14 protein-coding genes are annotated in these 10,815 nt (G+C 66.0%); 2 read left to right on the plus strand and 12 right to left on the minus strand.

Annotated elements, in window-relative coordinates; genetic code table 11:
* Positions 1-571 precede the first annotated feature (571 nt).
* The 5 genes from rpsN to ACIQCM_RS11630 all read right to left on the minus strand — a co-directional run bounded on the left by rpsN (position 572) and on the right by ACIQCM_RS11630 (position 2,852).
* Entirely contained in the window at positions 572-877 is a 306-nt protein-coding gene (rpsN, locus tag ACIQCM_RS11610) for a 30S ribosomal protein S14 (RefSeq protein WP_009358853.1), read from the minus strand.
* Positions 878-880: 3 nt separating this feature from the next.
* On the minus strand, positions 881-1,048 hold the full coding sequence (gene rpmG / locus ACIQCM_RS11615; RefSeq protein WP_013602737.1) for a 50S ribosomal protein L33: 168 nt from the start codon (positions 1,046-1,048) through the stop codon (positions 881-883).
* Complete coding sequence (gene rpmB / locus ACIQCM_RS11620) at positions 1,048-1,284, minus strand: 50S ribosomal protein L28 (RefSeq protein WP_015938871.1); 237 nt, start codon at positions 1,282-1,284, stop codon at positions 1,048-1,050. The genes rpmG and rpmB overlap by 1 nt, the downstream gene beginning before the upstream one ends.
* A 274-nt stretch (positions 1,285-1,558) precedes the next feature.
* Complete coding sequence (locus ACIQCM_RS11625) at positions 1,559-2,320, minus strand: SGNH/GDSL hydrolase family protein (RefSeq protein ID WP_400607430.1); 762 nt, start codon at positions 2,318-2,320, stop codon at positions 1,559-1,561.
* Between the two features lie 52 nt (positions 2,321-2,372).
* Positions 2,373-2,852: a MarR family winged helix-turn-helix transcriptional regulator gene (locus ACIQCM_RS11630; RefSeq protein WP_400607428.1), complete on the minus strand. Its 480-nt coding sequence runs from the start codon at positions 2,850-2,852 to the stop codon at positions 2,373-2,375.
* Positions 2,853-2,909: 57 nt separating this feature from the next.
* On the opposite strand from ACIQCM_RS11630, the gene ACIQCM_RS11635 reads away from it, so the two are divergent.
* The gene (locus ACIQCM_RS11635) at positions 2,910-3,197 is read left to right on the plus strand and encodes a YciI family protein (RefSeq protein WP_400607426.1); all 288 of its coding nucleotides are present in this window, start codon (positions 2,910-2,912) and stop codon (positions 3,195-3,197) included.
* Here ACIQCM_RS11635 and ACIQCM_RS11640 read toward each other — a convergent pair.
* Together ACIQCM_RS11640 and ACIQCM_RS11645 are read right to left on the minus strand one after the other, a co-directional pair.
* Positions 3,194-4,042, minus strand: a complete 849-nt coding sequence (locus tag ACIQCM_RS11640) for an SGNH/GDSL hydrolase family protein (RefSeq protein ID WP_400607424.1) — start codon at positions 4,040-4,042, stop codon at positions 3,194-3,196. The genes ACIQCM_RS11635 and ACIQCM_RS11640 overlap by 4 nt on opposite strands.
* 66 nt (positions 4,043-4,108) lie before the next feature.
* A complete protein-coding gene (locus tag ACIQCM_RS11645) occupies positions 4,109-4,603 on the minus strand; it encodes a DUF2269 domain-containing protein (RefSeq protein WP_400607422.1) in 495 nt (164 codons plus the stop codon).
* Positions 4,604-4,962: 359 nt separating this feature from the next.
* Here ACIQCM_RS11645 and ACIQCM_RS11650 point away from each other — a divergent pair, with 359 nt between their 5' ends.
* A complete protein-coding gene (locus ACIQCM_RS11650; protein ID WP_400607420.1) occupies positions 4,963-5,508 on the plus strand; it encodes a TetR/AcrR family transcriptional regulator in 546 nt (181 codons plus the stop codon).
* A gap of 9 nt (positions 5,509-5,517) precedes the next feature.
* Here the strand turns inward: ACIQCM_RS11650 and ACIQCM_RS11655 are convergent, their stop codons facing one another.
* From ACIQCM_RS11655 to ACIQCM_RS11675, 5 genes are read right to left on the minus strand one after another with little or no spacing between them, the layout of a single operon-like run.
* On the minus strand, positions 5,518-6,585 hold the full coding sequence (locus ACIQCM_RS11655) for a siderophore-interacting protein (RefSeq protein ID WP_400607418.1): 1,068 nt from the start codon (positions 6,583-6,585) through the stop codon (positions 5,518-5,520).
* The gene (locus ACIQCM_RS11660) at positions 6,582-7,397 is read right to left on the minus strand and encodes an ABC transporter ATP-binding protein (RefSeq protein ID WP_400607416.1); all 816 of its coding nucleotides are present in this window, start codon (positions 7,395-7,397) and stop codon (positions 6,582-6,584) included. The genes ACIQCM_RS11655 and ACIQCM_RS11660 overlap by 4 nt, the downstream gene beginning before the upstream one ends.
* Position 7,398: 1 nt before the next feature.
* The gene (locus ACIQCM_RS11665; protein ID WP_400607443.1) at positions 7,399-8,472 is read right to left on the minus strand and encodes a FecCD family ABC transporter permease; all 1,074 of its coding nucleotides are present in this window, start codon (positions 8,470-8,472) and stop codon (positions 7,399-7,401) included.
* A gap of 20 nt (positions 8,473-8,492) precedes the next feature.
* Positions 8,493-9,584 carry a FecCD family ABC transporter permease gene (locus ACIQCM_RS11670; protein ID WP_400607414.1) on the minus strand — a complete coding sequence of 364 codons (1,092 nt, stop codon included), beginning with the start codon at positions 9,582-9,584 and terminating at the stop codon, positions 8,493-8,495.
* Positions 9,585-9,591: 7 nt separating this feature from the next.
* Positions 9,592-10,674 (minus strand): iron-siderophore ABC transporter substrate-binding protein, encoded by a 1,083-nt coding sequence (locus tag ACIQCM_RS11675; protein ID WP_400607412.1) that lies wholly within the window; start codon positions 10,672-10,674, stop codon positions 9,592-9,594.
* Positions 10,675-10,815: the final 141 nt, after the last annotated feature.

Genomic DNA, 10,815 nt, shown 5'->3' on the forward strand with positions numbered 1-10,815 from the left:
CACCACGGGGTGGCGGCACAGCAAATCCAACCAATTCATAAAAAATCGGTATCAATAAACTTGGCACACTATTGAGTTCTCAAACAACAGACACACCCGGCACCACCCAAACCAACGTTCAGGATCGCTCCGGAGCAACTTTTCAAACTTACCCGATCCCCCGCCCCAACGCAAATCCATCTTCCAGGACCCACCAGGACAAGAAACCACCCCGCCAACTTTCCAGCGCCCTAAAGAGCAACCAAAAACTGGCCTTGAAATTCGGGGGATTCGCCACCCGCGGTACCCAGCTCTTCGCTGTCTCCCTCGCGGCGACTTAGAAAACAATACACCCCACCCAACCCCACCGCAAATCCCCCAAATGAGGGGTGCAAAACCCCGGAATTGCGCGGCAGAACGGCCCCTTGAGGCACCCAAGCCGCCCTTCGCCGTCGTACTCAAATTTTGTGTGCTGCAGCACAATGCTCGACGCCCGGGCACTCGTCCGCCACCGGATCCTTAAAAGCACAAAAAGGCCGGCAACCAAATGGTTGCCGGCCTTTTTCAAGCTGCTGGATTCAGCGGAGCTGAATTACCAGGAAGACTTGGTGATGCCCGGAAGTTCACCCTTGTGGGCCATGTCGCGGAAGCGGACACGGGAGATACCGAACTTCTGGAAGGTACCGCGGGGGCGGCCGTCGATGATGTCGCGGTTACGCAGACGGATCGGGGACGCGTTACGGGGCAGCTTCTGCAGGCCCAGGCGGGCTGCTTCGCGTGCTTCGTCGGTTGCGTTTTCGTCAACCAGCGTCTTCTTCAGCTCGAGGCGCTTTGCGGCGTAACGCTCAACGATGACCTTGCGCTGCTCGTTGCGAGCAATCTTGGACTTCTTAGCCATTGTTTAGCGCTCCTCTCGGAATTCGACGTGCTGGCGGATCTTGGGGTCGTACTTCTTCAGAACCATACGGTCCGGGTCGTTACGACGGTTCTTGCGGGTTACGTAGGTGTAACCCGTGCCCGCGGTCGACTTGAGCTTGATGATCGGACGTACGTCCTTGTCCTTAGCCACTAGAGCTTCACCCCACGAGCAAGAATGCTGGCGACGACTGCGTCGATGCCGCGCACGTCGATGGTCTTAATGCCGCGTGCAGAAACCTGCAGCGTGACATTACGGCGCAGGGACGGAACCCAGTAGCGCTTCTTCTGAATGTTCGGATCGAACCGGCGCTTGTTGCGGCGGTGCGAGTGCGAAATGCTGTGCCCAAAGCCCGGCTCGGCCCCGGTCACTTGGCAGTGTGCTGCCATGACTTCTCCTCAAGAATTGAAAGTAATGATCCGCATATCTGCTGCTGGACCATGCTGCTAAGTGCGACCCAAAAGTGAAGAAGGGCAACGGTTAGTCACGCAACTTGAGCCCCTAACTACCGGCCGCCCTGGAGAAATTACCGGACAACCGGAGCAATTGCGCACGCTCCGCGCACTTAGCGCCTACCAAGTCTACGAGTTCGCGCAATTAAAGACCAATCCGGCCGCCGGAGGGTGTATAAGGAGCGCACGACGGCGGCGGCTTCCGGAGGCGCTAGAGCCGGGTCAGTGCAGGGTACCTGGGCAGGAGATTATCCCCCGACGACTTGCCTGTGACCCGCCGCATGACCCATGGCCCGGCGTACTCCCGGACCCACTGGGCGTTGGCGCGCAGCGCTTCGGCGCCGTTCAGTTCCGGGACCGGAGTCATGGGCGGGATGTCGATGGAGTGGTCGTATTTGAGGACCTCCAGCACGCGCTTGGCCATATTCGCATGGCCGGCGGCGGACATGTGCATCCGGTCCCGGGCCCACATTCCCCAGTCGTAGTACTCGCTGAAGCGCCAGTAATCCACCAGCAGCGCGCCATGGTCGCCGGCAATGCCGCGGACCAGCTCGTTGTAGATGGCGGTGCGCCCGCGCATGGTGCCGAAAACCTTGGAACCGCGCGCATCGAACCCCGTGAACATCACGACTGTGGCGCCCGTGGCACTCAACCTGCGGATGCCGTCGTCGTACTCTGCCAGGAGGTCGTCAATGTTGATCCGGGGTCGAAGGATGTCGTTGGCGCCCGCATAGATGCTCACCAGGGTGGGCTTAAGCTCGACGGCGGCGTCCACCTGCTCTGCCAGGATCTGCCGGAGTTTCCTACCGCGGATGGCGAGGTTGGCGTACCCGAAGCCGGGGTCCTCGGCGCCCAGCCGTTCCGCCACGCGGTCAGCCCAGCCGCGGACACCGTTGGGGCGGGCGGGGTCGTCGTCGCCGACCCCTTCGGTGAAGGAATCGCCAAGGGCCACGAACCGGGTAGTGAAGTCCATTCGGCTAGTTTGCCACCCGTTGCCGGGAGCAACCAACCAGCGGGCGCGGAGGCTAGTTTTCCCGCAGGATCCAGTGGTCGTCGTCGAGGCGGCCCACGATCTTTTCACCGATCCGGGCCAGGTCCAGTACGTCCTGTTCGGAAAGGGCATCGAGGAAGAGCTCCCGCACCGTCTCCACGTGGTCCGGCGCGAGCGCGACGATGGTGTCCATTCCCTCGGGGGTGAGGTGCGCGATGGTGACCCGGGCATCGTGCGGGTGCGGCCGGCGCTCCACCCAGCCCCGCTTCTGCAGCTTGGTGACCACGTGCGAAAGCCTCGACAGCGACGCGCTCGTGCGGGCCGCGAGTTCGCTCATCGGCAGGAACCGCTCCTCGGCCTCGGAAAGCATGGCCAGCACGGTGTAGTCGAAGAGGGAGAGCTTCCCCGCGGCGTGCAGCTTGGTATCCAGGGCAGCCGGAAGCAGCGTATTGATGCTGACCAGGGCCAGCCAGGCACGGCGTTCGTCAGCGTTGAGCCAGCGCGGTTCGGTCATCCGCCCATTCTACGATTGATCGTTCAAGCTCCGGGGACGGGCCGGTAGGCTGGGCGCATGTATGTTGTCTCCCTGACCTACCGGGTTCCCCAGGACATCGTCGACTTCCACAATGACGCCCACATCGCGTGGCTGCAGCAGGCTTTCGACGACGGCGTATTCATCGCGGCAGGGCGCAAGATTCCGCGCACGGGCGGGCTGCTCCTGTCCCAGGCGGACCGCGCAGTGCTGGACGCGGCGCTGGCCAGGGATCCGTTCTACGTCAACGGTGTGGCCGAGTTTGAGGTCATGGAGTTCCATGCCGGCCGCGTTGCCCCCGGGTTCGAAAACCTGCTGGACGGCTAGCTTCCGGTTTCCCGGGCCAGCCCTGCCTCCCGCGCCACTTTTTTCATTCCCCCCTTGCGCGGCACCTTCACCGGCTCCGGCCAGCGCGGCGTCAGACCATCCCCCAGCGTGACTCCGCGCAACTTGCGCCCGAACAACGGCAGCACCCAATCGTGCACCCAGCGGCGCTGGTGCCGCTCCCATTCGCGGATGCCCGGTCTGGTGGGCGGCTCCCAGTCCTTCGGCCGGATTTTGTGCGGCACGCCCAGCTGGTCCAGCACCTGGCCGGCGAGGTACTTGTGGCCCGCCTTGGACATGTGCAGGCGGTCCGAATCCCACATCCGCCTGTCCTGGAAGGCGTCCAGGCACCAGTAATCCACCAGGACGGCACCGTATTTTTCCGCAATGCCGCGCACCCGCCGGTTATAGAAGGCATTGCGCTTCTTCAGCGGCTCCAACAGGGCGGACACCTTCACGTCGAAGCCAGTGAACAGCACAAGGACCGCACCGGTTTCCGCCAGCCTGGCCACCAACTGCTCATAATCCGCCATCAGCGCGGCCATGTCGGTTTTCAGGTCCAGGATGTCATTACCGCCGGCATACAGCGTGACCAGCGAGGGGCGCATCCGCAGCGCCGGTTCCAGCTGCTCGTCGATGACGTGCCGGAGCCGCTTGCTGCGGATGGCCAGGTTCGCGTACTTCCAGCCGGGCTGGTGCCGCGCCAGTTTGTCCGCCACCCGGTCCGCCCAGCCCCGCACGCCGTTGGGCATGGCCTCGTTCCGGTCCCCCACGCCCTCCGTGAACGAATCGCCCAAAGCGACAAAAACCCGCCTGCCGGTCTGGGGAAGCAAAGGTTCGGGAGGCACCCGCCCACGGTAGCCAGCCAAACCAAAGGGCGGACGACGGCGGGGTGAACAGTCAGTGCCGGCGGGTCAGGGCTGCGCTTTGCGCAGACCCCAGCCGGTCAGGCCGCGGGGTTTGTAGACCGAAAGCAGCACGGCCAGGACGAGGAGGACGAGGGCGCCGGAGGCGTGAAGAATTGATGAGGACTCCTGCGCGCTGCCGTGAAGGCCTCCACCGGTTTCCGGCCCGCCATGGCCAAACGACTGCATGAACACCAGCAGCACGGCCGTTGCAACGACCGTAATCAGCAGCTTCGCCAGGACCCAGTAGTGGCGAAGGAGGCCCCACGGGGTGACGAGCGACTGGAGGATGCCGGTCGTCAGGGAGGCGAGGCTGAGCGGAACCAGCACTGTCCAGCCGATCAGTTCCAGCGCGGCCTCGGCCGCCTGCGCCGCGTCCGCTGTGGCGCCCTGCCGCGCCCCGGCCGCAACCGCCAGAAAGGCCAGGACGGCACCGATCCAGCCGGCGGATACAGAGATGTGGAGGACCAGCAGGCCCTTGCGGAGCTTCTGTCCTACAGCCATGGCGCTGATGCCTCCCCGGACAACGCCACCGCTGCTGTCTGGGGAAGAACCATCGCGGCAGATCCATGCTGCGCGGGCCTGTGTCCGCTGAGCAGCGCGACTGCCACAAGGACCCCCAAAGCTGCCAGGACGATTATCGTCACCTTGACCCAACGCGGCATCTCCGTGGACAGAGGCCGTTGAGCGGACTGCCGGCGCTGCCCAAGTTTCTGTTGCTCCATGGCGTCTATTCCTCTGTTGATCCGACTGCGCCATCTCCGCCATCGACGCCTATCTAAACAGAGTGTAACCCTCTAGACATAGTGCCGCCTATCGGGCAGCGCGTACACTAGAGCGTGCCCAAGCTGTGGAGTGAAACGATGAGCGCGCACAGGAGTGCCGTGCGCGAGGCCATTCTGGACGCTGCCGTGTCGCTGGCGGCGGAACACGGCATCCTTTCCGTCACCATGTCTGACGTGGCAGCCTCGGCCGGCGTAAGCCGGGCTACGCTCTACAAATACTTTCCGGACGTCCAGTCCATCCTGCAGGCCGCGCACGACCGGCAAACGGCCGGCGAACTGGACGAACTCCATTCGGTCAAAGCCGCAGGTGGAGATGCCCGCCGTCAGCTCGAGCAGGTGCTGCGCATCCACGCCATGATGGTTCATCGGCATCACGACAGCGCCATAGCCGGAGTGCTGCACCAGTCCGGCGCCCTGCAGCACAAGGAACAATTCCTCGAAGTGATCATCCGCAAGGCCGGTGACGACGGGATGCTCCGGACGGATGTTGCGGCTGCCGAGCTGACCAGGTTCTGTCTGCATGCCCTTGCCGCCGCAGGCCAGGCGGACTCAGAGGCGGAGGTTGACCGGCTGGTCCGGCTCACCCTGGACGCGCTGGAAACCCCGGCGCCCCAGCAAACGTGAGCGGGCGCGTCAGAGTTCGGCTTTGCCGCGGCGCCAGTAGCCCATGAACGCAACCTGCTTGCGGTCGATGCCCACGTCGCGGACCAGGTACCGCCGCATGTCCTTGATGACGGCGGCCTCCCCGGCGATCCAGGCGTAGAACGGCATGGCGCCGGCAGGCATGCCGGGGTTCTTGGACGCACCGATCGCCGCCGTATCCATGCGCGCGGGCGTCTCCCAGAGGATGTCCACGTCCACGTTGACGTCCTCTGGCTCGGGCCCCGCACCGCCGTCGGACGCCTTGATCCCCACCCAGCCCGGAACAGGGACGGCCTTGCGCACCGCGGCGGAGAGCAGCTCGCCGTGCGGGCGCGAACGGCCGATCCGGGCGCCGCGGGCCAACCAGGTGATGTCGATGTCGGCGGCAGTCTTCAGTTCCTGGAAGTCCCCGGCTTCGGGAACTTCCAGGAACGCGTGGCCGGTCATGTATGGCGGGAGGCTCTCAAGGATGGCCGAGATGGCGGGAACGGCGGTCTCATCGCCGGCCAACAGGACGCGTTGCGCCAGGCCGGGACGCCATTCGATGCCGGAGTAGATCTCGGCAGTGACGCAGTGCGCGGCGCGGTTGTTGGGTCCGATGATGGTGATGGCGTCGCCGGGCCGGGCGTTGAGGGCCCAGTTGGCGGCCGGCCCCGGTTTCGCCTGGGCATGCCCAGGTTCCTCGAAATGCATCACGAAATCCACGTCGATCTCCGGGTAGACGCCGTCCAGGCGCGCCTCGCGGACCGTGTACGTGCGCATGGAACCGCGTACTGCCGGGTCCATGGCCAGCCACTCGCGGTACCAGCCGGCGTGGGCCATCTCGAACACGGGGAGCGGCAACGCACTGCCATCTTCCGCAAGGGAAGGGATCATCAGCTTGATCCGCAGGTCCAGCGTTCCGCCGTGGACGCCGAAGTCGCGCAGCGAGTAGCCGCCAAACGTAATCCTGCGGAAGTTGGGACTGAGTTCCCGGACCGAGGAAACTGTAACCTCGAAGGCCAGGGTCATCGGCTCGGTGTTGACGGCCTTTGCGGACGCAGCTTCGCGGATCTTCATGAAACGAGCTCCAGTTCAGTGGCAGGGACGTGGTGGCGGCCGATGGGGACAACAAGCGGGGTTCCGGTCACAGGGTCCGGGATCACACGGGATTCGAGTCCGAAGACGCTGCGGACCAGTTCTTCGGTGACCACTTCGCGGGCACTGCCACCGGCCACCACAGCGCCGCCCTTCATGGCAATGACGTGGTCCGCATAGCGCGCGGCGAGGTTGAGGTCGTGCAGCACGATGGCCACAGTGGTGCCGCGCCGGCGGTTCAGGTCCGTGATGAGGTCCAGGACCTCCACCTGGTGCGCCAGGTCCAGGTAGGTGGTGGGCTCATCCAGCAACAGGACCTCGGTCTCCTGCGCAAGGGCCATCGCAATCCACACACGCTGCCGCTGTCCGCCGGACAGTTCGTCCACGTCACGCGCGGCGAGGGCGAGCGTATCGGTGGCTTCCAGCGCCCGCTGCACGGCGTCGTCGTCCTTCTCACTCCAGCTTCGGAAGAAGCCCTGGTGCGGGTACCGGCCGCGGCCCACCAGGTCCCGGACCGTGATGCCGTCCGGCGCCGTGGGATGCTGCGGCAGGAGGCCCAGGCTGCGGGCCAGTTCGCGGGCGGGGCGGGCATGGATGTCCTTGCCGTCCAGGGTCACGGCGCCGCCGGCCGGCTTCAGCAGCCGGGAGAGTCCGCGCAGCAGGGTGGACTTTCCGCAGGCGTTGGCACCCACGATCATGGTCACCTTGCCTTCCGGGATCTCTACGGAGAGCCCGTCCACCACGCAGCGCTGGTCGTACTTCAGCGTCAGGTCCTTGGCGTTGAGAACTGCCACGTCAGGCGTCCTTTCGGTTGGCGGTGACCAGCAGCCACAGCAGGAAGGGGGCACCGAGTGCGCCGGTGACGACGCCCACCGGCAGGACGGTGCCGTTCAGCAGCAGGGGCGCCAGATTGGCGGCGAAGTAGTCTGCGGCGAGGACTATGAGGGCACCCACCAGGGCCGACGCCGGAAGGCTGGCTTGCCCGATGGCGCGGCGGGCGATGGGGCCGGCCAGGAAGGCGACGAATGCGACCGGGCCGGCTGCCGCCGTCGCCACCGCAGCGAGGGCCACCGCGATGACCACCAGGGCCAGCCGCGAGGCGTTGACCCGGATGCCCAGGCCGGCGGCCGTGTCATCGCCCAGCTCCATAATGCGCAGCGGCCCGGCGATCACGGCGACGGCGGGGACCAGGACCAGGAGGGCCAGGGACAGGACGCCGGCGCGGTCCCAGCTGGCGGAGTTCAGCGAGCCGTTCAGCCACACGAGGGCCTCCGCGGCGGTGCGGATATCCGCGCGGGTCATCAGGAAGCTGACCAGCGCGTGCAGCGCCGCTGCGATCCCGACGCCGGCCAGCACCAGCCGGTTGCCGGCGGCGTTTCCGCCGGTTGCGCCGCGCATGGCGCCGCCGCTGGAGATCGCGTAGATGATCGCTGCCACGGCCAGGGCACCACCGAGCGCTGCGCCGGACACCACTGCGCCGGACGCGCCGAACATCACGATGGCAAGAACGGCCGCGGCGCTCGCACCGTAGCTGATCCCGATCACATCGGGGCTGGCCAGCGGGTTGCGGAGCATCGTCTGGAACAGGGCGCCGGCCAGGCCGAAGGCAACCCCGATCATGGTGGCGATGACCGCGCGCGGCAGCTTGTTTTCCATCACGATGAAGCTGGCGCCGGGGATCCTGGGGCCGCCGGTCAGGTGGTTGAAGACGATGGTGAAGAAATCCGGGATGGTCACCGTGTAACTGCCCAGCAGCACGGAAGCGGCGAACAGGAACACGACACCGGCGGCCAGTACGGCGGTCCTTCCCACTCCGCGAGATGGCAGTTCACGGGGGTGTCTGCCCGCCGCACTGCCGTTAAGTGCCATCTCGCGGGGGTGGAGGAGGCTCACAGCCCGGCCCCCTTGCCGCGGCGGACCAGCCATACGAAGACCGGCGCGCCCACCAGTGCGGTCATGATGCCGGCGGGGACCTCGCCCGGGAGCAGGATCACGCGGCCAATGATGTCGGCGGCCAGCAGCAGCACCGGCGCGGCCACCAGGGAGAACGGCAGGATCCAGCGATAGTCAGGGCCGGTCAGGAAACGGACGGCGTGCGGGATAACCAGGCCCACGAAGCCGATGGGACCGGCCAGCGCCGTGGCGGAACCGGCCAGCAGCACAATTCCCAGGGCAGCGACCGTCCGGGCCAGCCCCACGCGCTGGCCAAGCCCCCGGGCGATGTCGTCGCCGAGGGCCAGGCTGTTGAGGACGCGTCCGGTCAGGAGCACAATCAGGGCGCCCAAGGCCAGGAACGGCAATCCGGGGAGGACCACGGACCAGTCGCGCCCGGCCACGCCGCCCACCTGCCAGAAGCGGAAGCGGTCCAGGGTGTCCTGGCTGGAAACGAGAATGACGTTCATGAGCGAGTACAGCCCGGCACTCAGCGCTGCCCCGGCGAGGGCCAGCTTCACAGGCGTGGCGCCTTCCCTGCCCAGGGAGGCCACCAGGTAAACCACGACGGCGGCACCCGCTGCGCCCGCAAAAGCGAACCAGATGTAACCGGAGAGCGAGCCGACGCCGAACACGTAGATTCCGGTCACCACGGCAAGCGCGGCCCCGGCGTTGACGCCCATGATTCCGGGGTCGGCCAGCGGGTTGCGGGCCAGGCCCTGCATGGCAGCGCCCGCAAGCCCCAACGCGCCGCCGGCCAGCAGGCCAAGGACGGTGCGGGGAATGCGGGCGTGGACAACGGCATGGTCCCCGTTGCCCGGATCAAACCGGACCAGCGCCTGCCAGACAGTGGCAAGCGAGAGGTCACGGGCGCCGATGGCAAGGGACGCCCCGGCCAGCAGCGCAAGCACGACGACGGCGGCCAGCAGCCACGCGGCACGCCGCGGCCCTGCAGCCAAGGCACGCGCGGAACCGGGAGGAACCTGCGCCGGCACCTGGGCGCCGGGAACCCCCGCAAGGGGCGCCGCCGTCGTCGTACTCTGCGTCATGAAGGTGCTACTTCACGGCATCCGCTGCGGTGGCCAGCTGCGGCAGGAACGTGTCCAGCGACCACGGCAGGCTCAGCGGGGAGGAAGCCGAGATGGACAGCGTCAGGGTGTTGTCCGAGTCGGCCACCAGGGCGCCGTCCTTGATGGCGGGAATCTGGCTGAGCAGCGGGTCGGACTTGATGGCCTTGGCCGTGGAGGCGTCCGGAACCCAGGTCACGAAGATGTCGGAATCCAGCTCGTTGGCCTTTTCTGCGGACCAGGGCAGGAAGAATTCCTTGGAACCCTTTGACTTCTCCTCCACTACCGGGGCGAGCTCCATGCCGATTTCGCTAAGGAACCGGGGACGGTTGTCGTTGGCGGTGTAGACGTTGACGCCGTCGCCCTTGGCGGGCTCGAGGTTGCCGTAGATGAAGCTCTTGCCCTGGATCTGCGGGTACTCGGCGACCTTTTCCTTGATGGTGGCCTCGGTGTCGGAAATCAGTTTGGCGGCTTCGGCCTCCTTGCCCAGGGCCTTGCCGATGATGGACGTGGAGTCCTGCCAGGACGTGCCGTAGGCCAGCTCAGGGTGCGCCACCACCGGGGCGATCTCGCTGAGCTTCTTGTAGTCCTCTTCGGTCAGGCCGGAGTAGGCGGCCAGGATGACGTCCGGGTTGAGCTTGGCGACCTCGGTGAAGTTGATGCCGTCAGCCTCGGAGTACTGGGCCGGGGCCTTTTCGGACCCGAAGCCGGCGCCGAGTTCCTCGAGGGCTGCGTCCTTCCAGGGCGTGGAGCCCTTGTCATTGCCGCCCCATTCGTTCTTGGGGACGCCTACCGGTACCACGCCCAGGGCAATGGCCACATCGTCATTGACCCAGGAAACGGTGGCAACGCGGGAGGGCTGCTTTTCGATGGTGGTCTCGCCGTACACGTGCTCGATGGTCACGGGGAACCGGGCTGCGCCGCCCGTCTCTGCCGGGGCCGAAGCCGCCGGTCCCGTGGAGCAGGCGGAGAGGGTGAGAGCCGCCGCGGCCAGGACGGCCGATGCCTTGCCGGCCGACTTAAGCAGTGTGCGCCGGGTGGCGCTGAGGCGGGGAAAGAGGGGGGAAGTCACGGAACTCCTTAGGTGAATAATGCGAACCTAAGTAAGGCTAGCCTAGCCTCCAGTGCATTACGCAACGTTCACGTAACTTAATGCCCATAGTGACGAAGCACACACCATCCCGACGCTCTCTCACTTAACGCAGAAAACCCC

This window comes from Pseudarthrobacter sp. NPDC092439 (genome assembly GCF_044754945.1).
In the GTDB taxonomy this organism is placed as follows: Bacteria; Actinomycetota; Actinomycetes; order Actinomycetales; family Micrococcaceae; genus Arthrobacter.

What these genes read in the sequence shown, in the direction of transcription:
- ACIQCM_RS11655 (WP_400607418.1), bottom strand. Translation starts at nt 6,585, where the DNA reads ATGAAGATCCGCGAAGCTGCGTCCGCAAAGGCCGTCAACACCGAGCCG.
- rpsN (WP_009358853.1), bottom strand. Translation starts at nt 877, where the DNA reads ATGGCTAAGAAGTCCAAGATTGCTCGCAACGAGCAGCGCAAGGTCATC.
- ACIQCM_RS11665 (WP_400607443.1), bottom strand. Translation starts at nt 8,472, where the DNA reads ATGGCACTTAACGGCAGTGCGGCGGGCAGACACCCCCGTGAACTGCCA.
- ACIQCM_RS11645 (WP_400607422.1), bottom strand. Translation starts at nt 4,603, where the DNA reads ATGGCTGTAGGACAGAAGCTCCGCAAGGGCCTGCTGGTCCTCCACATC.
- ACIQCM_RS11650 (WP_400607420.1), top strand. Translation starts at nt 4,963, where the DNA reads ATGAGCGCGCACAGGAGTGCCGTGCGCGAGGCCATTCTGGACGCTGCC.
- rpmB (WP_015938871.1), bottom strand. Translation starts at nt 1,284, where the DNA reads ATGGCAGCACACTGCCAAGTGACCGGGGCCGAGCCGGGCTTTGGGCAC.
- ACIQCM_RS11670 (WP_400607414.1), bottom strand. Translation starts at nt 9,584, where the DNA reads ATGACGCAGAGTACGACGACGGCGGCGCCCCTTGCGGGGGTTCCCGGC.
- ACIQCM_RS11635 (WP_400607426.1), top strand. Translation starts at nt 2,910, where the DNA reads ATGTATGTTGTCTCCCTGACCTACCGGGTTCCCCAGGACATCGTCGAC.
- ACIQCM_RS11625 (WP_400607430.1), bottom strand. Translation starts at nt 2,320, where the DNA reads ATGGACTTCACTACCCGGTTCGTGGCCCTTGGCGATTCCTTCACCGAA.
- ACIQCM_RS11630 (WP_400607428.1), bottom strand. Translation starts at nt 2,852, where the DNA reads ATGACCGAACCGCGCTGGCTCAACGCTGACGAACGCCGTGCCTGGCTG.